19 protein-coding genes are annotated in these 19,431 nt (G+C 68.7%); 9 read left to right on the forward strand and 10 right to left on the reverse strand.

What is annotated here, in order from left to right:
* Nucleotides 1-4 precede the first annotated feature (4 nt).
* The 4 genes from JOE53_RS05070 (at nucleotide 5) to lnt (ending at nucleotide 5,170) form a co-directional block, all read left to right on the forward strand.
* Nucleotides 5-250 carry a twin-arginine translocase TatA/TatE family subunit gene (locus JOE53_RS05070; protein WP_036287757.1) on the forward strand — a complete coding sequence of 82 codons (246 nt, stop codon included), beginning with the start codon at nucleotides 5-7 and terminating at the stop codon, nucleotides 248-250.
* A gap of 65 nt (nucleotides 251-315) precedes the next feature.
* The gene (gene tatC / locus JOE53_RS05075) at nucleotides 316-1,068 is read left to right on the forward strand and encodes a twin-arginine translocase subunit TatC (protein ID WP_204948177.1); all 753 of its coding nucleotides are present in this window, start codon (nucleotides 316-318) and stop codon (nucleotides 1,066-1,068) included.
* Nucleotides 1,065-3,545: a DEAD/DEAH box helicase gene (locus tag JOE53_RS05080; protein WP_204946964.1), complete on the forward strand. Its 2,481-nt coding sequence runs from the start codon at nucleotides 1,065-1,067 to the stop codon at nucleotides 3,543-3,545. The genes tatC and JOE53_RS05080 overlap by 4 nt, the downstream gene beginning before the upstream one ends.
* Nucleotides 3,546-3,568: 23 nt before the next feature.
* Nucleotides 3,569-5,170, forward strand: a complete 1,602-nt coding sequence (gene lnt / locus JOE53_RS05085) for an apolipoprotein N-acyltransferase (RefSeq protein ID WP_204946965.1) — start codon at nucleotides 3,569-3,571, stop codon at nucleotides 5,168-5,170.
* Nucleotides 5,171-5,173: 3 nt separating this feature from the next.
* Here the strand turns inward: lnt and JOE53_RS05090 are convergent, their stop codons facing one another.
* The 4 genes from JOE53_RS05090 to JOE53_RS05105 form a co-directional block, all read right to left on the reverse strand.
* Nucleotides 5,174-5,548 carry an RNA polymerase-binding protein RbpA gene (locus tag JOE53_RS05090; protein ID WP_204946966.1) on the reverse strand — a complete coding sequence of 125 codons (375 nt, stop codon included), beginning with the start codon at nucleotides 5,546-5,548 and terminating at the stop codon, nucleotides 5,174-5,176.
* A gap of 101 nt (nucleotides 5,549-5,649) precedes the next feature.
* Complete coding sequence (locus JOE53_RS05095; RefSeq protein WP_204946967.1) at nucleotides 5,650-6,423, reverse strand: glycerophosphodiester phosphodiesterase family protein; 774 nt, start codon at nucleotides 6,421-6,423, stop codon at nucleotides 5,650-5,652.
* A complete protein-coding gene (locus JOE53_RS05100) occupies nucleotides 6,420-7,379 on the reverse strand; it encodes an SPFH domain-containing protein (RefSeq protein ID WP_204946968.1) in 960 nt (319 codons plus the stop codon). The genes JOE53_RS05095 and JOE53_RS05100 overlap by 4 nt, the downstream gene beginning before the upstream one ends.
* Nucleotides 7,379-7,894: an NfeD family protein gene (locus JOE53_RS05105; protein ID WP_036287740.1), complete on the reverse strand. Its 516-nt coding sequence runs from the start codon at nucleotides 7,892-7,894 to the stop codon at nucleotides 7,379-7,381. The genes JOE53_RS05100 and JOE53_RS05105 overlap by 1 nt, the downstream gene beginning before the upstream one ends.
* Before the next feature lie 151 nt (nucleotides 7,895-8,045).
* Between JOE53_RS05105 and JOE53_RS05110 the strand changes: the two genes are divergently transcribed.
* Nucleotides 8,046-8,810 carry an SDR family oxidoreductase gene (locus JOE53_RS05110; RefSeq protein WP_061683425.1) on the forward strand — a complete coding sequence of 255 codons (765 nt, stop codon included), beginning with the start codon at nucleotides 8,046-8,048 and terminating at the stop codon, nucleotides 8,808-8,810.
* A gap of 2 nt (nucleotides 8,811-8,812) precedes the next feature.
* On the forward strand, nucleotides 8,813-10,792 hold the full coding sequence (locus JOE53_RS05115) for a S9 family peptidase (RefSeq protein ID WP_204946969.1): 1,980 nt from the start codon (nucleotides 8,813-8,815) through the stop codon (nucleotides 10,790-10,792).
* Nucleotides 10,793-10,857: 65 nt separating this feature from the next.
* On the opposite strand, the gene JOE53_RS05120 is transcribed toward JOE53_RS05115, so the two are convergent.
* Both JOE53_RS05120 and JOE53_RS05125 read right to left on the reverse strand, forming a co-directional pair.
* Entirely contained in the window at nucleotides 10,858-11,409 is a 552-nt protein-coding gene (locus JOE53_RS05120) for an HdeD family acid-resistance protein (protein ID WP_204946970.1), read from the reverse strand.
* A 361-nt stretch (nucleotides 11,410-11,770) separates the two neighbouring features.
* Complete coding sequence (locus JOE53_RS05125) at nucleotides 11,771-12,316, reverse strand: Chromate resistance protein ChrB (protein WP_197461967.1); 546 nt, start codon at nucleotides 12,314-12,316, stop codon at nucleotides 11,771-11,773.
* 93 nt (nucleotides 12,317-12,409) lie between these two features.
* Here JOE53_RS05125 and JOE53_RS05130 point away from each other — a divergent pair, with 93 nt between their 5' ends.
* From JOE53_RS05130 to JOE53_RS05140, 3 genes are all read left to right on the forward strand, one after another.
* Entirely contained in the window at nucleotides 12,410-13,660 is a 1,251-nt protein-coding gene (locus JOE53_RS05130) for an MFS transporter (RefSeq protein ID WP_204946971.1), read from the forward strand.
* A gap of 228 nt (nucleotides 13,661-13,888) precedes the next feature.
* Nucleotides 13,889-14,371: a DUF2087 domain-containing protein gene (locus tag JOE53_RS14670; RefSeq protein ID WP_271171046.1), complete on the forward strand. Its 483-nt coding sequence runs from the start codon at nucleotides 13,889-13,891 to the stop codon at nucleotides 14,369-14,371.
* A 93-nt stretch (nucleotides 14,372-14,464) separates the two neighbouring features.
* Nucleotides 14,465-15,718 carry an MFS transporter gene (locus JOE53_RS05140; protein ID WP_233449784.1) on the forward strand — a complete coding sequence of 418 codons (1,254 nt, stop codon included), beginning with the start codon at nucleotides 14,465-14,467 and terminating at the stop codon, nucleotides 15,716-15,718.
* Between the two features lie 32 nt (nucleotides 15,719-15,750).
* Here the strand turns inward: JOE53_RS05140 and JOE53_RS05145 are convergent, their stop codons facing one another.
* The 4 genes from JOE53_RS05145 to JOE53_RS05160 form a co-directional block, all read right to left on the reverse strand.
* On the reverse strand, nucleotides 15,751-16,008 hold the full coding sequence (locus tag JOE53_RS05145; protein ID WP_036291267.1) for a DUF6458 family protein: 258 nt from the start codon (nucleotides 16,006-16,008) through the stop codon (nucleotides 15,751-15,753).
* 92 nt (nucleotides 16,009-16,100) lie between these two features.
* Nucleotides 16,101-16,862: an SGNH/GDSL hydrolase family protein gene (locus JOE53_RS05150; RefSeq protein ID WP_204946972.1), complete on the reverse strand. Its 762-nt coding sequence runs from the start codon at nucleotides 16,860-16,862 to the stop codon at nucleotides 16,101-16,103.
* A 105-nt stretch (nucleotides 16,863-16,967) separates the two neighbouring features.
* Nucleotides 16,968-18,338, reverse strand: coding sequence for an MFS transporter (locus tag JOE53_RS05155; RefSeq protein WP_204946973.1), 1,371 nt, complete (start codon nucleotides 18,336-18,338; stop codon nucleotides 16,968-16,970).
* 13 nt (nucleotides 18,339-18,351) lie between these two features.
* Nucleotides 18,352-19,386 carry an LLM class flavin-dependent oxidoreductase gene (locus JOE53_RS05160; protein ID WP_204946974.1) on the reverse strand — a complete coding sequence of 345 codons (1,035 nt, stop codon included), beginning with the start codon at nucleotides 19,384-19,386 and terminating at the stop codon, nucleotides 18,352-18,354.
* Nucleotides 19,387-19,431: the final 45 nt, after the last annotated feature.

Raw genomic sequence — 19,431 nt, forward strand, 5'->3', positions numbered from 1 at the left:
CCTCATGCTCGGAGGCTTGACCGGCTGGCACCTGCTGGCCCTTGTCGTCATCATCCTGCTCCTGTTCGGAGCGGCGAAGCTCCCTGCGCTGGCCAAGAGCGTCGGTCAGTCCGCACGCGTCTTCAAGGGCGAGATGAAGGCGATGAAGGAAGACGACGCCGCCGCGGCGCCGCCCGCACCGCCGGTGACCGGAAGCGCAGCCGGGACGGCCGCCTCGAGCGCCGAGCCCGGACCCGACGCCAAGCCCTGACGTCGGTGGCCACGGTCGAGTCCGCTCGTCTCGGCGAGGACGACGCGCCCCGTCGCGATCGCCGGATGTCGCTGGCGGAGCACCTCACGGAGCTGCGCCGACGCTTCATCATCGGCATCATCGCGCTCGTGGTCGGCATGATCATCGCGTGGATCTTCACCGACGCCATCATCTGGGCGATGACCGAGCCGATCCGGGTCGTCGCCGCGCAACGCGGCGACGGCGACGTTGTCACTCTGATGTACCAGAGCATCACGGGTCCGTTCGATATGCGGTTGCGCATCGCGCTGGCCGTCGGCGTCATCTTCTCCGCACCGGTGTGGGTCTGGCAGATCTGGGCTTTCCTCGTTCCGGGCCTCACCCGCAAGGAGGTCCGCTACACCATCGGGTTCGTGAGCGCCGCCGTGCCCCTTTTCGCCGCCGGCGTGTTCGTCGGGTGGCTGATCATGCCCCACATCGTGGAGCTCATGGCCTCGTTCACTCCGCAGGGCGCGTCGAACATCTACGACTCGAAGTACTACTACGACTTCGTCTTCAAGCTGCTGCTCGTCGTCGGCGTCTCCTTCGTGCTTCCCGTCTTCCTGGTCGCGTTGAACCTCGCCGGTGTGATGAGCGGCATGGCGATCCTGAAGGGCTGGCGAGTGGCCGTTCTCGTGGCGTCGCTGTTCGCAGCCCTCGCCACGCCCGCCGCCGACATCGTCAGCATGCTGCTGCTGGCCGGCATCCTGACGGTGCTCTACTTCGCCGCCGCCGGGCTCTCGGTGATCTTCGATCGCCGACGCGCCAAACGCGAGAAGGCGCTCGGGCTCGACCTGTGACGGATCCCGCCAGCCGCTACGCGCAGGCGCAGGCCCGTCAGGCGCATCCGATCACGGCCTCCTTCGCCGACGGCCAGCGCTTCGACCTCGATCCCTTCCAGACCGCGGGATGCCACGCCCTCGAGGACGGACGCAGCGTGCTGGTGGCGGCGCCCACCGGCGCGGGAAAGACCATCGTCGGCGAGTTCGCCGTGCATCTGGCCATGCGCGAACCCGATGAGAAGGCGTTCTACACGACCCCGATGAAGGCGCTGTCGAACCAGAAGTTCCGCGAGCTGCAGCAGGTCTACGGCGAGGACGAGGTGGGCCTGCTCACGGGGGACACCAACATCAACGGCAACGCCCGCGTCGTCGTGATGACCACCGAGGTTCTTCGCAACATGCTCTACGCCGATTCACCGGCACTGCGCGGCTTGCGGTACGTGGTGATGGACGAAGTCCACTACCTCGCCGATCGGTTCCGCGGGGCGGTGTGGGAGGAGGTCATCATCCATCTGCCCGCGCGCGTGAAGCTGGTATCGCTGTCGGCGACCGTGTCGAACGCAGAGGAGTTCGGAGACTGGCTCGACACCGTGCGCGGTGACACCGCGGTGATCGTCTCCGAGACCCGCCCTGTTCCGCTCGAACAGCATGTGCTGGTCCGTGGCGATCTACTGCCGTTGTTCGACGACCGGGCCGGCATCGCGACCGCGCAGGTCAATCAGGAGCTCATGCGCCTGCGATCGGTGCGCGGCTCCACCTTCGAGAGCAATCGGCGGGCGCAGGACTATCGCTCGCAGCGTCATCGGATGCAGGGCGATCGATCGGGCGGTCCGCGGCCTCCGAAGGGGGGAGTGCGCCCCCTGCGCTCCGCCAACGCGCAGCGCATCGAGCGCATCGACCGCCCGCAGGTGGTGGAACTGCTCGCGCGGGCGAACCTCCTGCCGTCGATCTTCTTCATCTTCAGTCGCGCGGGGTGCGAGGCAGCGGTGCAGCAGCTCCGACGCTCCGGGGTGCGTCTAACCGACCGCGACGAGCGCGATGAGATCCGTCGCATCGTCGACGAGCGCACGCTGACGCTTCCCGACGAGGATCTTGCCGTCCTCGGCTTCTGGGAGTGGCGGGAGAACCTCGAACGCGGTGTCGCCGCCCACCATGCAGGCCTGCTCCCGGCGTTCAAGGAGATCGTCGAGGAGCTCTTCCAGCGAAAGCTCGTCAAAGTCGTCTTCGCGACCGAGACGCTCGCGCTCGGCATCAACATGCCGGCACGCACCGTCGTCCTCGAGAAGCTGGAGAAGTTCAATGGCGAGGCGCGGGTCGCCATCACCTCCGGCGAGTACACGCAGCTGACGGGACGTGCGGGACGCCGCGGCATCGATGTCGAAGGTCACGCGGTCATCCAGTGGAGCGAGAGTCTCGATCCCCAGGCCGTCGCGGCCCTCGCCTCGCGGCGCACCTACCCGCTCAACTCGAGCTTCCGTCCGACGTACAACATGGCGGTCAACCTCATCGACCAGTTCGGTCGGGCCCGGGCGCGCGAGATCCTCGAGTCGTCGTTCGCCCAGTTCCAGGCCGACCGGGCCGTGGTGGGGCTGGCGCGCGAGGTCAAGGATGCCGAGGAGTCCCTCGCCGGCTATGCGGCGTCGATGGCATGTGAGAGGGGCGATTTCGCCGAGTTCGCGCGGATGAGGCGCGAGCTGGGCGATCTCGAACGCAAGGGCGACCGCTCCGGACCACCGAAGGTGCGCCAGCAGCGCCAGGAGCGGATCGAGTCGCTGCGGCGCAGCCTCAAGCGGCACCCGTGCCAGAGCTGTCCCGATCGTGAGAAGCACGCCCGGTGGGCCGAGCGGTACGACAAACTCCGGCGCCATACCGACAAACTGCGTCAGCAGATCGACATGCGCACCGGCACCGTCGCCCGCATCTTCGACCGGGTCGTCGATGTGCTCACCGCGCTGGACTACGTGCATCTCGATCCTCACGGCGCCACCGCCTTGACCGCCGCCGGCGCGACGATGAAGCGGATCTACGGCGAACGTGATCTCCTCGTCGCGGAGTCGTTGCGCACCCGTATCTGGAAAGACCTCGACCCGGCGGGTCTTGCCGCTCTTGCCTGCTGCCTCGTCTACGAGCCGCGTCGCGACGAGAGCGGCCCCGGAGAGCACGGACTTCCACGCGGCGCATTCCGCGGGGCATTGACGGCGACGCAGGAGCTGTGGGCGCGTCTGGACGATCTGGAGCAGGACCATCGTCTGCCCGGGTCGTCACCGGTCGCCACCGGTCTTGCCCAGGCGATGCACTCCTGGGCGCGGGGGACTTCGCTCGACCGCGTGCTGCAGGAGGCGGATCTCGCCGCCGGCGACTTCGTCCGCTGGACGAAGCAGACCATCGACCTGCTCGATCAGCTGTCGATGGTCGCTGACGCTCCGCTCGCCACGACGGCCCGGGCGGCCCTCGACGCCGTCCGGCGCGGGATCGTCGCATACGGCTCGTCCTGAATCTGCTCGCCTAGGCTCGATCCGTGTCCGAACGACTTCGCCCTGCCGCGTCGGCGCGACCGCTACTTCCGCTGTGGGCCGCCGCTGTCGTGGCGACCGCCGCGGGGTTGGTGCTCACGCTCGCGTTTCCCGCTCTGTCGTGGTGGCCGGTGGTCTTCGTCGCTGTGCCGCTGGCGCTGCTGACGCTCGTCGGACGGCGCACCGGAGGCGCGTTCGTGGTCGGGCTCCTTTTCGGCGCGGGGCTGTTCTTCGTGAACTTCTCCTTCACCGCACGTTACCTCGGACCGGTGCCGTGGATCGCCCTGTCGGCGCTGGAGTCGGTGCTGACGGCGGTCATGGCGATCCCCATCGCCTGGGCGTATCGCTGGATGCCTCGTTGGGCCCCCGGTACCGCGGGAAGACTGATCGCGCTGCCGGCTCTCGTGGCCGGGTTGTGGGTGTCGCGGGAGGAGCTCCAGGGCACCTTCCCCTACGGAGGCTTTCCCTGGACCCGCATCGCCGTGACGCAGGCGGACTCGCCGCTCGCGCACGTCACGTCGTGGACGGGAATGAGCGGTCTGTCGTTCCTCATCGTCTTCGCCTGTGCGACGGCGATCGAGGCGGCGCGGCTCGGACGATCCCGCGGTGTGCCCGCCGCGGCGCTGCGGATCCTGCCGGCGGCGATCACCGTCCTGGTGCTCTTTCTTCTTCCCGCCTTTCCCACGACGGATGCCGGCAGCATCCGCGTGGGGGCCGTGCAGGGCAACGGGCCGGCCGGCTACTTCGATCAGCGTGCCGCCTACGACGTGTTCCGCGCGCAGCTTGCGGCGACGCGACCCATCGAAGACCGCGACATCGATCTGCTGCTCTGGCCGGAGGGTGGGATCGATGCCGACCCGCTGTCGAATACGTCGGTGCGCACAGCTCTGGACGCTCTGGCAGACCGTGTGGGCGCACCGCTGCTGGTCAGCGGCGTCACCCAACGCGGCGATCAGTACTTCAACTCCTCGCTGCTGTGGAAGGCCGGGGCCCAGAACCCGACGGCGCTGTATGACAAGCGCCACCCGGTTCCGTTCGGCGAGTACGTGCCGGACCGTTGGTTCTACAACATGCTCGCCCCGGATCTCATCGGCCTCATCCGGCGCGAGTACACGCCGGGGACGACGACGCCCATGTTCGACGTGAACGGTGTGGGAGTCGGGCTCGCCATCTGCTTCGACGTGATCTACGACGATGTCATCCGCGAGGGCGCCGTGTCCGGGGCCCAGGTGTACATGTTCCAGACGAACAACGCCGACTTCCGCGGAACCGACGAGAACCTCCAGCAACTCGCGTTCGCCCGCATTCGAGCCGTCGAGAGCGGCCGCGCCGTCGTCAACCTGTCGACCGTCGGCACCAGTCAGGTCATCGGACCCGACGGCGGCACGATCGACGCGCTGCCCGCCGACGAGCCGGGGGCGATGGTTACCGATGTGCCCTTGCGCACCGGGCTGACCCCCGGCATCCTCCTCGGCGATGCCGTGCAGAGCCTGCTCGGATGGGGCAGTGTGGTGGCGCTCGCGCTGGTCGGTCTCATCGTCCGCCGTCGCGCGCGCACGCCGAAGACGCCGACCCCCGAAGGGGCCGGCGTCGAAGCGGGGGAGTGAGCGTCAGGCGCTCAGGCGCGAGTCGTCCGCGGCGCCGCGACGGGCGCGCAGCAGGGAGAGGCGCTCCTTGAGGAGCTCCTCCAGCTCGGGAACGGTGCGACGCTCCAGCAGCATGTCCCAGTGGGTACGGGGAGCCTTGTCGCCGGAGTGGTCGACCTCGACGACCGAGTCGCCCACGCGGAGCACGGCCTCGGCGCCGCAGGTGCGGCATTCCCAGGCCTCGGGAAGCTCGGCGTCGGCCGCGAAGGTCATCACGGTCTCGCGTCCGCACTGCGTGCAGACATAGGTGTGGTTGGCGCGCTCATGGAACACGACGCCTTCTTCGCTCTGTAGGCTCGAGGCGCCGAGTCGGATGCCGCGCAGGCTGCGATCTGCCATTGTGTGGTCCTCTCGTCGTGTCAGGTATAACGTGCGGACCTGTGTGCCTCATCCGAACGGCCGTGCCAAATCGCCCTTTCACAGGGGATCCCCAGCCCTGATCAGGGGCGCGAGGCGGTGGCGTTCAGTGCGAGGTCGGCGCGATCGGTGACGAGACCGTCGACGCCGAGAGCCAGCAGTCGATCCATGTCGTGGCGGTCGTTGACCGTCCAGACGTGCACCTCGACGTCGGCGTCGTGAACGAGGCGCAGCAGGCGTGGTGTCACGATGCGCATCGGTCCCTGGCGCTCGGGGATCTGCACGGCATCCACCCCGCGAAGTACGCGTTTGACCAGAGCGCTCGATCCCGTCGACACGGCAGCCAGCAGTCTCGCGATGGTCTCGCGGCCGGCCGAGGTCGCCGGTTCGCCGCCGAGACGACGTGCCGCATCGAGCGCTCGCCTGCGGCGCGCGTCCGAGAAGCTCGTGACCAGCACGCGATCCGCGTGCCCGGCGACGATGCGCCCCAGCGGAAGGGCGGCATCGGGGGACTTGACGTCGATGTTGAAGCGCAGCGTCGGAAACGCCTCGATCGTGTCGGCGGCGCTCGCGAGCCCCCCGCGGTCGGCCATGATCTCCACGAGCTCGTCGTGGCGCACGGCCGCGATCTTTCGCGGATCACCAGTCACCCGGAGCAGATCGTCATCGTGGAAGAAGACCACGACGCCGTCAGCGGTCAGGTGGCAGTCCGACTCCACGTACTTCGCACCGATCGCGTGCGCGGCGGCGAACGCGGCGACCGTGTTCTCCACGATGCCCTCGGCGTCCGTCGGGACGAAGCCGCGATGAGCCAGCACACGCGGAGCGGCGCTGGCGGCGAACCACAGGTGGCTCACGAGAGATCAGTAGGAGGCGTGGCCGTCGTCGCGGGCGGCCTCGGTGCGTCGCCGGCATCCGCGCGCGCGGCGAACGCGCTTCCGAGACCCTTCATCGCCTCCGTGAACTCACTGGGAATGATCCACAGCTTGCTCGACGCGCTGTCGCTGATCTTCGGCAGGGTCTGCAGGTACTGATACGCGAGGAGCTTGTCGTCGGGGCGGCCCGCGTGGATCGCGGAGAAGACGTTCTGGATCGCGGCGGCCTCGCCCTCGGCACGGAGGATCGCGGCCTGCTTGTCACCCTCTGCGCCCAGGATCGCCGCCTGACGGCGTCCCTCCGCCTCGAGGATCTGCGACTGCTTCGATCCCTCGGCGGTGAGGATGGTCGCGCGACGCTCGCGCTCGGCCCTCATCTGCTTCTCCATCGAGTCCTGGATGGAGTGGGGCGGGTCGATGGCCTTCAGCTCGACGCGCGACACCCGCAGGCCCCACTTGCCGGTTGCCTCATCGAGGACGACGCGCAGCTGCCCGTTGATGTTGTCCCGACTCGTCAGCGCCTCTTCCAGGTTGAGACCGCCGACGACGTTGCGGAGCGTGGTCGTCGTGAGCTGTTCGACGGCCGACAGGTAGTTGGCGATCTCGTACGTCGCGGCGCGCGCGTCGGTCACCTGGAAGTAGACGACGGTGTCGATGGAGACCACGAGGTTGTCCTCGGTGATGACCGGCTGCGGCGGGAAGGACACGACCTGTTCGCGCATGTCGACGAGGGGTCGCAGGCGGTCGATGAAGGGCACCAGGAGGTTCAGCCCGGGGGAGAGGGTGCGCTGATAGCGGCCCAGGCGCTCGACGACACCGGAGTAGGCCTGCGGGATGATCCGAATGGATCGGAAGAGGACCACGATCACGAAGATCGCGACCACGACGAGCAGGACGATCACGAAGATCTGACCCACGAACGCTCCGACGTCGACCATCAGTCGGTGCTCCTTTCGGGAGAGTCGGATGCCGCCGGGGAGCCGGTGGCGGGGGAGGAGGGGACAGGTGCCACTTCGACCGTGGCACCGCGCACCGCAGTGACCACAGCCCGGTCGCCGGGAGACAGTGCGGTGGCCGCCGGGGCGAGCTCTGCCGTCCACTGCTCGCCGTTGTCGAGACGGACGAAGCCGCGACCATCGACGAAGGGCGCCGTCACGCGTGCGGCCATGCCGTAGAGCGCGTCGACGTTCGTCGGGTGCGGCTGGCTCGATCGGCGCAGCGCGGTGAGCAGGAGCGGGCGGATCGTGAACAGCAGCAGTGCCGACACGGCAGCGGCGATGAGTACCTGAAGCCACCAGGGGCCGCCGAGCAGGTTCACGCCGAGGCCGCCGATGACCGCGCCGGCGGCGAGCATGAGGAAGGTGAACTCGAGGGTCAGCAGTTCGATGATCACGAAGACCACGGCGAGCACGATCCAGGCGATCCAGAGATATTGCGTGAGATCGGGCAGCATGCGCGCTCCCTTCGTGGGTCTTGTTCGAACCCTAACACCCGGCCGTCTCGATGCGGTGGCCAGCCGCCGGGTGTTCGTCGGGCACCGGTTGATAGTGTCGAGAAGGCTGCGGCGACATCCGCCCGGCATCCGTCTTCTTGCAGGAGCAATCATGTCCCAGCCCATCCCCGCCGGCTCGCTCGCCGGACGGACGGCCCTCGTCACCGGATCTTCGCGCGGCATCGGTGCCGACACGGCTCGCTACCTCGCCGAGGGTGGCGCGAACGTCGTCATCAACTTCCGCAACAAGGCGCCGCGGGCCGAGAAGCTCGCTGCCGAGCTGCGGGAACTCGGCGTCGAGGTGCTGGTCGTCGGCGCCGATCTGACCGATGCCGGTTCGGTCGCGGCGATGATGGAAGCCGTCAAGGAGACGTTCGGGACTCTCGATCTGCTCGTCCTCAACGCGTCCGGCGGCATGGAGAGCGGGATGGGTGCCGACTATGCGCTCGTCCTCAACCGCGACGCCCAGCTGGGGGTCCTCGACGCGGCGCTGCCCCTGCTGCACGACGGCTCTCGGGTGGTCTTCGTCACGAGCCACCAGGCCCACTTCATCCGCACGACACCGACGATGCCCGAGTACGAGCCGGTCGCGTTGTCCAAGCGTGCCGGTGAAGACGCGCTGCGCGAGCGGATCCCCGCCCTGGCGGCGCAGGGCATCGACTTCGTGGTCGTTTCCGGTGACATGATCGAGGGCACGATCACGGCGACGCTGCTCGAGCGCGCCAACCCCGGCGCGATCGCCGATCGCCGCGAGTCGGCCGGCAAGCTGTACAACGTGTCGGAGTTCGCCGCGGAGGTCGCCCTCGCGGCCGTCGAACCGGTTCCGGCCGACAACACGCGTCTCGTCGGAGACGTGAGCTCGTTCGGCGGAGAGTGAGCATGCGCGCCGCAGATATCGCCTCCCTCGTCAGCGTCGGGCGCCCCAGCCTCGCCCCGGACGGATCCTTCACCGTCTTCGCCACTTCGCGTCCCGACCTCGATGCCGACCGCAACGTGGGTCAGATCTGGCGGATCGACCTGCCGGACGGCGCACCGCGGCGCCTCACGCGCGGAGTGTCGGACTCGTCGCCGCAGGTCTCGCCCGACGGCCAGCACGTCGCTTTCGTGCGCGCCGGTGCCGACGGAATCCCGCAGATCTTCGTGATTCCGGCATCCGGTGGCGAGCCGGTGCAGACGACCGAGGCCCGCGGTGGCGTGAGCTCCTTCGCGTGGTCGCCCGACGCAGGACGCATCGCGTTCACGGCGCGGGTCCCCGAGCAGGGGCGCTACGGCACCGTCGAGGGCCGCTCGGCAGAGGCGGAATCGCCGCGCCGCATCACGGGTGTGCGCTGGCATGCCAACGGTCTTGGCTACCTCGCCGACCGTCCGTCGCATCTCTTCATCATCGATGCCCCCGACACCGGTGCGGAGCCGTTCTATGCGCCCGCGCCGACGGCTGCGGGCGAGGCGGGTAAGGAGCGGCGAGTCGGGGCACAGGCGACCGCGCTGACCTCGGGCGCCGCTTCGCATCACGGCGTCGTGTTCACGGCCGATGGCGCTCATCTGCTGACGGTCGTCGACGAGATCGAGGACGATCGTCGCGATCTGCGGACGCCGCTGGTCGCCGTGGCCGTCGACGGCTCGGGCGCGATCGAGGTGCTCTCTCGCGATCCGGGCTACTCCGTCGACGACGTGGGCGTCGCCGACGACGGCACGATCGCCATCCTGGCATCACGACCGGAGTCCGGCATCGATTTCATCGCTCCGGACGTCGCGCTCTACGTCCTCGAGGGACCGCTGTCTGCACCCTCGCCGCGCGCGCTCACCGACCCCGACGCCGTCGACCTCGGAGAGGTGGGCTCCCACATCACCCCGTTCGGAGAAGACTTCCTCGTCCAGAACCGCACGCGTGGCCGCGTCGAGCTCCTGCGCGTGACGCGTGCCGGGGACGTCTCGGTGCTGGTCGACGGCGATGTCGAGGTCGTCGGTCACGCGGCGGCGGGGGAGCGGATCGTCTTCTCCCACGCGACGCCGTTCAGCCTCGGCGAGGTGTCACTGCTCGGGTCCGGCCCGCTGACGACGTTCGGTGCGGCCGCCGCGGCCCGGGCCATCGTGCGGCCCGAGGAACGGGAGATCGTCGCCCGTGACGGCTATCCCGTTCACGGGTGGGTCGCCGTCCCAGCGGGGGAGGGCCCCTTCCCGGTGATCTTGCAGATCCACGGCGGGCCGTATGCGTCGTACGGCATACATCTGTTCGATGAGACGCAGGTTCTCGTCGATGCCGGCTACGCCGTCGTCTACTGCAACCCGCGGGGGAGCGCCGGATACGGTCGGGCGCACGGTCGGAGCATTCGCGGCGCCATGGGCACCGTCGACATGACGGACGTCCTCGATTTCCTCGACGGTGTCGTCGCCGGCGATGCTCGTCTGGACGGCGCGCGCGTCGGCATCCAGGGCGGGTCGTACGGCGGCTATCTCACCGCGTGGACCATCGCACACGACCACCGGTTCGCCGGCGCCATCGTCGAGCGCGGCTTCCTCGACCCGGTGAGTTTCCAGGGCACCAGCGATATCGGATCGTTCTTCGGAGACGAATACGTCGGCACCGATGCGGAGGACATGGCACGGCAAAGCCCGATGGCCGTCGTGCACGACGTGCGCACGCCGACTCTCGTCCTGCACTCCGAGCTGGACTTCCGCTGCCCCCTCGAGCAGGCGACGCGTTATTACGCGGCGCTGAAGCGGCAGGGGACGGATGCCGAGATGCTCATCTTCCCGGGGGAGAACCACGAACTGACGCGCTCGGGACGCCCTCGCCATCGCGTGGAGAGATTCGACGCGGTCCTCGACTGGTGGTCGCGTCACCTCCCGGCCGACTGAGTCACGGCATCCGCCACGACGAAGCGCCCCGCTGCCTCACGGCGAGCGGGGCGCTTCGTGTCGTATCACTTGCCGAACGAGAAGGCGCGTCCGATCTGGATGATGCCCATGACGACCGCGGAGATTCCGATGAGCCACCACAGCACGACGGCGCCCCACAGCGGCGAGAAGAGCAGCGTGACACCGGCGATGATCGAGATGATCGCGTAGAAGATCGTCCATCCCCGGGAGGGCGCCAGATCGAGCGTCGAGAGCGCCACGACGCCCTCGATGACCCACATGATGCCGACGAGGATGCCGAGGAAGACGGCCAGCGCGAGTGCGGCCAGGCCGAGGTTGGAGAACGCGACGATACCGGCGACGACGTAGAGCACGCCGAGGAGCACGTGACCGACGCGCGACCACCCGCCCTTTCCGGTTGCGAAGATTCCCATTCCCGCGTACACGAGTCCGGCGACGATGGCGTAGATCGCGATGATCGCGGTCACGACCATCGCGGTCTTTCCTGGCCAGACGAGAATGACGATGCCGAGGATGACGGACAGCGCGCCGCCCAGACCGAGAGCGGTCCGGATGCCGTTGGTCGCCGTCTTCTCGAGGGTAGGTTCAGCAGTCATGGCGAAGCCCTCTCTAAAATCTCCTGTGAGTGGAGATGTTCTCAGGTTAGCGCTGACAGCTCGGTCGTGCGATCCAAGACGCGCCGCACGCGTCATCGGGCCCGTTCTGTCGCTCGGCGGTGCGGAATACGCCCGTTCGCGCCGGATGAGCAGTGATGCCGCCCGACCGGCGTCGCGCCTGTAGAGCCTTTGCCGATAATGCGCATTATGTCAGAAAGTAGCGGGTGTATTGGCAGGATTTGCAGATACACCCTCCCCGATGGCGTGCGACGGCGCACGGAGCCATGCAGAGGACCGGCATGGACCCGCTCTCGTACGGCGCGTATCCGCATGGCTGGCAGGCTGGATGTATGACCGCGAATCAGGCGTCCGTCGTGTCCGCGGCGTAGACGGCGTCAGCGAACACCGCGAGAGCGGTGTCGCATTGCACGAGCGCCCGCTCTGCGGCGGCTCGACCGCTGGCTTCGAGCCGGTCGCGTGCCCGCACCTTCTCGAACCAGCCTCGAAGCTTGGTGAGGTCTTCGTCGTTCTCCTCAAGCTCCCCGTACGTGAAGTGGCTCTTCGCCGTCTCGTCCTCGATCTCGCGGAGAAAGCCCGCACACCGGTCGACGATCTCGCCGTACTCGTCGTCTCGGGCTGCGTTGTACATCGCGACCAGGTCCGCTCCCCCGGCCAGCGGGTCCGCGGTCAACAGCTGCGCGGATCCGCCCTCCATCCCGGCGATCTCGGCGCGAAGTGTTCGCAGTGCGCGCTCCCCGGCCGCGTCGACGGGAAGGGCAGCGACCGAGTTCTGCACGTAGATCGCCCCCAGCGCCTTCAGGCGACGCCAGACTCCGGAGCGGAGACGCGTCGGCTCGCTCGGGATCCGATACACCAGCAGCAGCCACGACGGCTCTCGATCGCTCATCCCACCCATGATGCCGTACTCGCTCGCATCGTCATGTGTATTATCTAACGGCCGTTAGATTCTGAACGAACATCCGACCCTTGAGGGGCCCACATGACTGAGCAGCACCCAGCCCCGGCGCGCGGCGTCACACGGCTCCTGCGCCCGTGGCACTTCGTGCTCGTGTTCGGAATCGTGAGTCTGCTCGCCGACATGGTCTACGAGGGCGCACGCAGCATCATCGGCCCTTATCTCGCCGCTCTCGGCGCCTCTGCGACCGTCGTCGGCATCGTCGCCGGCGCCGGCGAGTTCATCGGATACGGGCTCCGGGTGGTCACCGGGTACGCCGTGACCCGCACCCGGCACTACTGGAGCTGGACGATCCTCGGCTACGCGCTCACGGTTCTCAGCGTGCCCCTCATCGGCGCCACCGGCATCCTGGCGCCCGCGCTCCTCCTGTACGGGACGGAACGACTCGGCAAGGCGGTCCGCTCCCCCGCCAAAGACACACTCCTCTCGCATGCGTCCGCGAAGACCGGCCGCGGCAGCGCGTTCGGGGTGCACCAGGCGCTGGACCAGACTGGCGCGATGCTCGGACCGCTCCTGCTGGCAGCCGTTCTCGTGTGGAACGGAGGGGACTACCGGCTCGCGTTCGGCGTGCTCATCGTGCCCGGGATCCTCGTCCTCGCGCTCCTCTTCTGGCTACGCCACCGGGTCCCTGACCCGATCGTCTACGAGGGGCCCGACGACGCGAGAAAGTTCGGCGACGGCGACGCCGAGGAGGCGACGACCGGGGCCTCGACACGGCGCCTCCCCGCACGGTTCTGGCAGTACATCGCCGCCGTCGCGGTGCTGTCGCTCGGAGTCGCCCCGTTCCCCCTGCTCGCGTTCCATGCCCAAACCCACGGGCTGCTCAGCGACGCGCTCGTGCCCGTCGTGTTCGCTGTGGCCATGGCCACCGATGGGCTCAGCGGACTCCTCGTCGGACACCTCCATGACCGATACGGGCCCCTCGTGCTCCTCGCGGTTCCCGTCACCGCCGGGATCGCAGCGATCGCCTTCGGGGGCAGCACGCTCCTCATCTGGATCGGCGTCGCCGTCTGGGGTCTCGTCAACGGTGTCCTCGATTCCACGGTCAAGGCCGTCGTCACCGAACTCGTCTCCAGTGCATCACGGGCGATCGCGTTCGGGTGGCTCGCCTTCGTCCGCGGCTGCTCGCTCCTCATCGCCGGCGCCACGCTCGGCGCTGCCTACAGCTCCAGCATCACGCTCGCGATCACCGTGGTCATCGCCGCGAACATCATCGGTTTCGTCGGCCTGCTCCTCGTACTCCGACGTCTGCCGCAATACACCCCGGGTCGATAGCCCCGTTATCCAGTCACGGGAATGGGTCTTCCCCCGCTCCAGCCGCACGAGGGGAAAGAGCCTCTCGCGCGCGATCTTGGCGGTGACGGCGAGCTCGCTGTTCAGTGGCCTACCATGACGTCATGGACGATCTCGGGGATGCTCGCTCGCTTCCGCGCCGCAAAGATCTCGCAACTTCGTGAGACGTCCGGTTCGAGGTCAGATCGGTCGCGTCGCGACCCTGAAAGCGTGACCGACTCCCCCGAGGCGTGGCGGGCGATCATCGCCGCGCTGCGCGATGACGACGTCCGCGCGGTGCTGGGCGAGACGGCATCCGCTCCCCTCACCGCGCGGCGGCGTGCGCGCGCTCTACAGCGATTGCAGGCGCTGGGTGTCGTCTCCGTGGACGGCGACCGGATCCGCTTCGACGCGGCGCCGCTGACCGCCCTGCTGGCCGCGCCGCCGCGCCCGCGCGGTCCTGAGCGCTTCCTCGACAGCGACGGCCGCATCGATCGCTACCCCGCACAGGCCGCTGATCGCCTCGCGGTCCTGCGGCACGTCGCCGGGCGCGCCTTCTCCCCCGACACTGTCCTGAGCGAGCGCGACGTCAACGAGCAGCTAGAGCCAGACGCGCCGAACGGCGACGTCGCCGTGCTTCGGCGTTACCTGGTCGATCACGGGCTCCTTCGCCGCACGGCATCCGGGTCCGAACACGTGCGAACGCACGAGTAGCGTGGAGGGGTGACTACGACCCGCCCCTCTCCTGCGTCAGCCGGACCGGACTACCGGGCATGGATCATCTGGGGAGTCGGTGTCGCTGCCTACATGCTCGCGGTGATCAATCGCAGCTCGCTCTCGGCCGTGGGGGTCGATACCGCCCAGCGCTTCGGAGCGGATGCCGCGACGCTGTCGATGTTCGCCGTCGTCCAGCTGGCCGTCTACGGCGGCATGCAGATTCCGATCGGGCTCTTCCTCGACCGCTACGGCGCCCGCCCCATCATGACCATCGGGATGCTGCTGATGGCAGCCGGGCAGCTCACCCTCGCCTTCTCCCCCAGCGTCGGCGTCGCGATCTTCGCCCGCATGCTGCTGGGTGCCGGGGACGCCGCGATCTTCCCCGGCGTGCTCCGTCTGGTCGCCGTGTGGTTCCCCGCGCAGCGCGGTCCGCTGATGAGTCAGCTGACGGGTCTCGTCGGCCAAGCCGGACAGCTCCTGGCGCTGGCCCCGCTCGCGGCGATGCTCCATGCGACCAGCTGGGAGATCGTGTTCGGCGGCATCGCCGGACTCTGTGTGTTGTTCGGCATCCTGGTGTGGGCGGTGATCCGCAACCACCCGCCCCAGCTGCGAGCGGACGTCTCCGTCGACACGAACACCGGCGCGATCCGGGTCGTGCGTTCGTCGATGGACACCGGCGTCGGCATCCGCGCCGCCTGGGCGCACCCGGGAACCCGCCTCGCGTTCTGGTCGCACTTCACGGCGCCGTTCGCCGGCACCGCGTTCGTGCTGCTCTGGGGAACGCCGTTCCTCACCGCCGGCGAGGGACTCAGCCTCGCGCAAGCCGCGGGCGTGCTGTCGACCTATGTCGTGGTGGGAATGGCCCTCGGACCGATCATGGGCGACATCTCTCGCCGCATTCCCCACCTGCGCTCGCGGGCGCTGGTGCTTCCGGCCGTGGGCACCCAATTCGTCGCGTGGACGGTGGTGATCGCGTGGCCCGGGCCCGCCCCGCTGTGGCTGCTCTATGGACTTGCCGTGGCGCTGGCGATGGGTGGACCCGCCTCGATGATCGCCTTCGATCACGCGCGCACCCACAACCCCGCCCACCGTCTGAGCACCGCGACGGGAATCACGAACGTCGGCGGCTTCCTCGCCGCGCTGGTCGCGATCTTCGCGATCGGGATCGCCCTCGACCTACAGGGCGCCGGCACGCCGGAGACCTACCGACTCGATGCGTTCCGGTTGGCGTTCCTCGCACAGGTTCCGCTCTGGGCGCTCGGCTGGACATTCATCGTGATCGAGCGGCGCAAGACGCGGGTGCTGCTGGGGATGGACCCGCCGCGCCGACCGAGCGCCGAGTGATCGTCGCGCGGCCGACGTGGCAGCCGACAGCCTCAGACCGTTCCGTCGCCCGAGGTGCGGGACTCGGTCTGCGTGATCCGCTCGCCCACACCGGGCTCGACGGTCCGCGTGACCTGCTGCGTGGAGCGACGTCGCAGCATGAGGACGAGTCCGATGACGAAGATGAGCACGCCCGCGCCCATCAGGATGTAGCCGATCATGTCGAGGTTCACGTAGGGGACGTCGACGTTGACGGCGAACACGAGGATCGCTCCGATGACGAACAGTGCGATTCCGGCTCCGATGCTCATGAGTGCGTCTCCTTGTTCGGGGATGGGACGTCCTCATGGTGGCGGAACCCACGACGCTCGCCCATGCCCTTGACAGGCTCGGCTCCCGACGGCTAGTGAGGCTCCACCAGGCTCCAGGTCCCGCCGAACTTCGGCTCCCGGCCGTCGCCCGACGAGGTGCCGGTCAGGCGCCGGCGCACCCACGGACCCAGGTGTTCGCGCAGGTACTCGCGCTCCGCCAGGCGCACGGCATCCGGCAGCTCCGGCATGGCCCACCAGCCGTCGGGGACCGTCTCCCCGATGGCTTCCAGGACGCGGGCGGCGACACGGTGGTGACCACGACTGTTCATATGCAGGCGATCCTGAGACCAGAACGATGGATCCGACAGCTCGGCATCCGGCCAGTTCAGCGCGCGGATGACATCGGGGCGTTCGCCGACGCGCTGCACGACGGCATCCGACATGAGATCACCGCGGCGCTGGATGACCCGGCTCAGGGGCAGCTGTGCCGACGGATTCGCGCCCGACAGCAGAATGAGCGTGACGCCCTCCTCGTCGCACCGCCGGAGTACCTGGCTGAACGCGTCGGCGATGTGGCCGATCGAGGTGCGCGGCCGCAGCATGTCGTTGCCGCCCCCATTGAAGGACAGGTGGGTGGGCTTCAGGGCGAGAGCCGGTTCGAGCTGCTGCGCGACGATCGGCCAGATGAGCTTGCCGCGGATCGCAAGGTTGGCGTACTGGATGGATTCGCCCCGGGAGTCCGCCCAACCCTGCGCGGTCAGATCGGCCCACCCGCGTACGCGGCCGTCGGGCAGCTCATCGCCGACACCCTCCGTGAACGAGTCCCCGATCGCCACGAACCGCACCTCTGCCATCCGCTCAGCCTACGCCGCGACCCACCCGGGGTTCATCGCTCCGCTCTGGTCGCGTCGGGAGCGCGAAAGCGGCAGATGCGGACGGATGCCGCGGATGCCGCGGCCTCAGCGGTCGTCGAGAGCCGCGCCGCGGTGGTCGGCGAGGGCCCACGCGGCCGTCGCCGCGAGCACGAAGAACGTGGCGAACACGACGAAAAGCAGCGGCGCGCCACCGGCGGCGAGCAGGGGCGGCACGCTCAACGGCGCGACGATGGACGCGATACGGCCGACGCCCGCGGCCCATCCGGCTCCGGTGGCACGCAGCGACGTGGGGTAGTTCTCCGGGGTCGCGGCATACAGTGCGCCCCAGGCACCGAGGTTGAAGAACGACAGCGCCATCCCCGCGGCGATGATCATGCCTTCGCCCGTCGCGGTCCCGAAAGCGATCGCGGCCAGCGCCGATCCCGCGAGGAACACCGACAGCGTCACGCGCCGCCCCCATACCTCGATGAGCCAGGCCGCCACGGCGTAGCCCGGCAACTGTGCGAGCGTGATGATCAGGGTGAAGCCGAACGATTTCACCAGCCCGTACCCCTGCGCGAAGAGGATCGTCGGCATCCAGATGAACGCGCCGTAATACGAGAAGTTGACGCAGAACCAGACGATCCACAGCGCCCCCGTGCGCACGCGGAACTCGCCCGACCACAGTGCGCGCAGGCCGCGGTCCGCCAGCTGTGCGCCGGCCGCGGTGCCCAGCGGGGCATGGCGACGAGGCGTTCCCTGCAGCGCCGGCGACGACTCGAACGTGCGGGTGACCGCGTCGGCCTCGCGGTCGCGTCCGCGTCGCGCGAGCCATCGCGGCGACTCCGGCAGCGACCAGCGGACGATGAGCGCGTAGATCGCGGGGATCGCCCCCAGCGCGAAGGCCCAGCGCCATCCGTCGGCGGATGCCGGGATCACGAAGAAGCCGATCAGCGCCGCCGCCGTCCATCCCAGGGCCCAGAACGCCTCGAGGATGACGATGAGTCGCCCGCGCATGCGTGCCGGGGCGATCTCGCTGACGTAGGTGCTCGCCACCGGCAGCTCGGCTCCCAGACCGAGCCCGACGATGACGCGCAGCGCGATGAGCGCCGCAAGTCCCCCGGCCAGGGCGCTCGCCCCGGTCGCCAGACCGTAGACGAGCAGCGTGACCGCGAACACCGAGCGGCGGCCGAAACGGTCCGCCAGGAGGCCGCCCAGGCTCGCGCCCACCGCCATGCCGACGAAACCGGCCGACGCGATCCACGACGCCTGCTCGCCGGTCAACGACCACTGTGCGATCAACGCGGTCAGCACGAATGACACGAGGCCGACGTCCATCGCGTCGAGCGCCCAGCCGAGACCCGAACCGGTCAAGACCCGCAGGTGCCGGCGGGTGAACGCGAGAGCGTCCAGCCGCTCCCCCACGTCGGTGCCGGTCAGCGTCGGCGCAGAGGGAGAGGCAGCGGCATCCGTCATGCCTGAATGCTACTCAGGATGTCGAGAGCATCTCCGACACCAGCGGCGCGACCTTCGTGCCGTACAGCTCGATCGAGCGCATGAGCTTCGCGTGCGAGAGGGTGCCGTTGGCGTACTTGAGGTCGAAGCGCGTCGCCCCGAGGGTCTTCATTGTGGCCGCGATCTTTCGAGCGACGGTCTCCGGCGATCCCGCGTAGACGGCGCCCTCCGGGCCGATGTCATGTTGGAACTGCAGCCGGCTGTACGGCGGCCATCCGCGCTCGGCGCCGATGGCGTTGCGGTTGGCCTCCATCGCCGGGTACAGCTCCTCCCACGCCTGCGCGTCGGTGTCGGCGATGTGACCGGGCGAGTGGATGCCGACGGGCATCGCCTCGCTGTGCCCGAACGACGCGAGCGAGCGGTGGTAGAGGTCGACGTAGGGGCGGAAGCGATCGGCCGAGCCGCCGATGATGGCCAACATGAGCCCGTAGCCGTAGCGGGCCGTGCGCACGACGGACTCCGGGGAGCCACCGACGCCGACCCACGCGCGAATGCCGTTCTCGGTCTTCGGGAACACGTCGGCATTGGTCAGCGCCGCCCGGGTCGTGCCCTCCCAGGTCACGGGCTTCTCGGTGAGCAACTGTGAGAAGAGGTCGAGCTTCTCCTCGAAGAGCACCTCGTAGTCGCCCAGGTCATAGCCGAACAGCGGGAAGGACTCGATGAACGAACCCCGGCCGAGAATCACCTCGGCGCGACCCGACGACAGCGCGTCCAGCGTCGCGAAGCGTTCGTACGCGCGCACCGGATCATCACTGGAGAGGACGGTGACGGCCGTACCGAGGTGGATCCTCTCGGTACGGGCCGCCGCCGCAGCCAGCACCAGTTCCGGACTGGACACCGCGAATTCGTGGCGGTGGTGCTCCCCTACCCCGAAGAAGGAGAGCCCCACCTGGTCGGCGAGCACCGCCTGATCCACGATGTCGCGGATCGTCTGAGCGTCGCTCAGGCGCTCGCCGTCCTCGCCCACGGTGACGTCGCCGAAGGTGTCCAGTCCCAGTTCTACATTCATACGAATGAGAACCCTCCCTGTGCCGTGATCATTCCGTGCGCGGTG

Origin of the sequence: Microbacterium laevaniformans (assembly GCF_016907555.1) — a bacterium.
Taxonomy (GTDB): Bacteria; Actinomycetota; Actinomycetes; order Actinomycetales; family Microbacteriaceae; genus Microbacterium; species Microbacterium laevaniformans.

What these genes read in the sequence shown, in the direction of transcription:
- JOE53_RS05110 (WP_061683425.1), top strand. Translation starts at nt 8,046, where the DNA reads ATGTCCCAGCCCATCCCCGCCGGCTCGCTCGCCGGACGGACGGCCCTC.
- JOE53_RS05115 (WP_204946969.1), top strand. Translation starts at nt 8,813, where the DNA reads ATGCGCGCCGCAGATATCGCCTCCCTCGTCAGCGTCGGGCGCCCCAGC.
- JOE53_RS05140 (WP_233449784.1), top strand. Translation starts at nt 14,465, where the DNA reads ATGCTCGCGGTGATCAATCGCAGCTCGCTCTCGGCCGTGGGGGTCGAT.
- JOE53_RS05105 (WP_036287740.1), bottom strand. Translation starts at nt 7,894, where the DNA reads ATGCTGCCCGATCTCACGCAATATCTCTGGATCGCCTGGATCGTGCTC.
- JOE53_RS05090 (WP_204946966.1), bottom strand. Translation starts at nt 5,548, where the DNA reads ATGGCAGATCGCAGCCTGCGCGGCATCCGACTCGGCGCCTCGAGCCTA.
- tatC (WP_204948177.1), top strand. Translation starts at nt 316, where the DNA reads ATGTCGCTGGCGGAGCACCTCACGGAGCTGCGCCGACGCTTCATCATC.
- JOE53_RS05160 (WP_204946974.1), bottom strand. Translation starts at nt 19,386, where the DNA reads ATGAATGTAGAACTGGGACTGGACACCTTCGGCGACGTCACCGTGGGC.
- JOE53_RS05145 (WP_036291267.1), bottom strand. Translation starts at nt 16,008, where the DNA reads ATGAGCATCGGAGCCGGAATCGCACTGTTCGTCATCGGAGCGATCCTC.
- JOE53_RS05120 (WP_204946970.1), bottom strand. Translation starts at nt 11,409, where the DNA reads ATGACTGCTGAACCTACCCTCGAGAAGACGGCGACCAACGGCATCCGG.
- JOE53_RS05130 (WP_204946971.1), top strand. Translation starts at nt 12,410, where the DNA reads ATGACTGAGCAGCACCCAGCCCCGGCGCGCGGCGTCACACGGCTCCTG.
- JOE53_RS05150 (WP_204946972.1), bottom strand. Translation starts at nt 16,862, where the DNA reads ATGGCAGAGGTGCGGTTCGTGGCGATCGGGGACTCGTTCACGGAGGGT.
- JOE53_RS05125 (WP_197461967.1), bottom strand. Translation starts at nt 12,316, where the DNA reads ATGAGCGATCGAGAGCCGTCGTGGCTGCTGCTGGTGTATCGGATCCCG.
- JOE53_RS05155 (WP_204946973.1), bottom strand. Translation starts at nt 18,338, where the DNA reads ATGACGGATGCCGCTGCCTCTCCCTCTGCGCCGACGCTGACCGGCACC.
- JOE53_RS05100 (WP_204946968.1), bottom strand. Translation starts at nt 7,379, where the DNA reads ATGGTCGACGTCGGAGCGTTCGTGGGTCAGATCTTCGTGATCGTCCTG.
- JOE53_RS05070 (WP_036287757.1), top strand. Translation starts at nt 5, where the DNA reads ATGCTCGGAGGCTTGACCGGCTGGCACCTGCTGGCCCTTGTCGTCATC.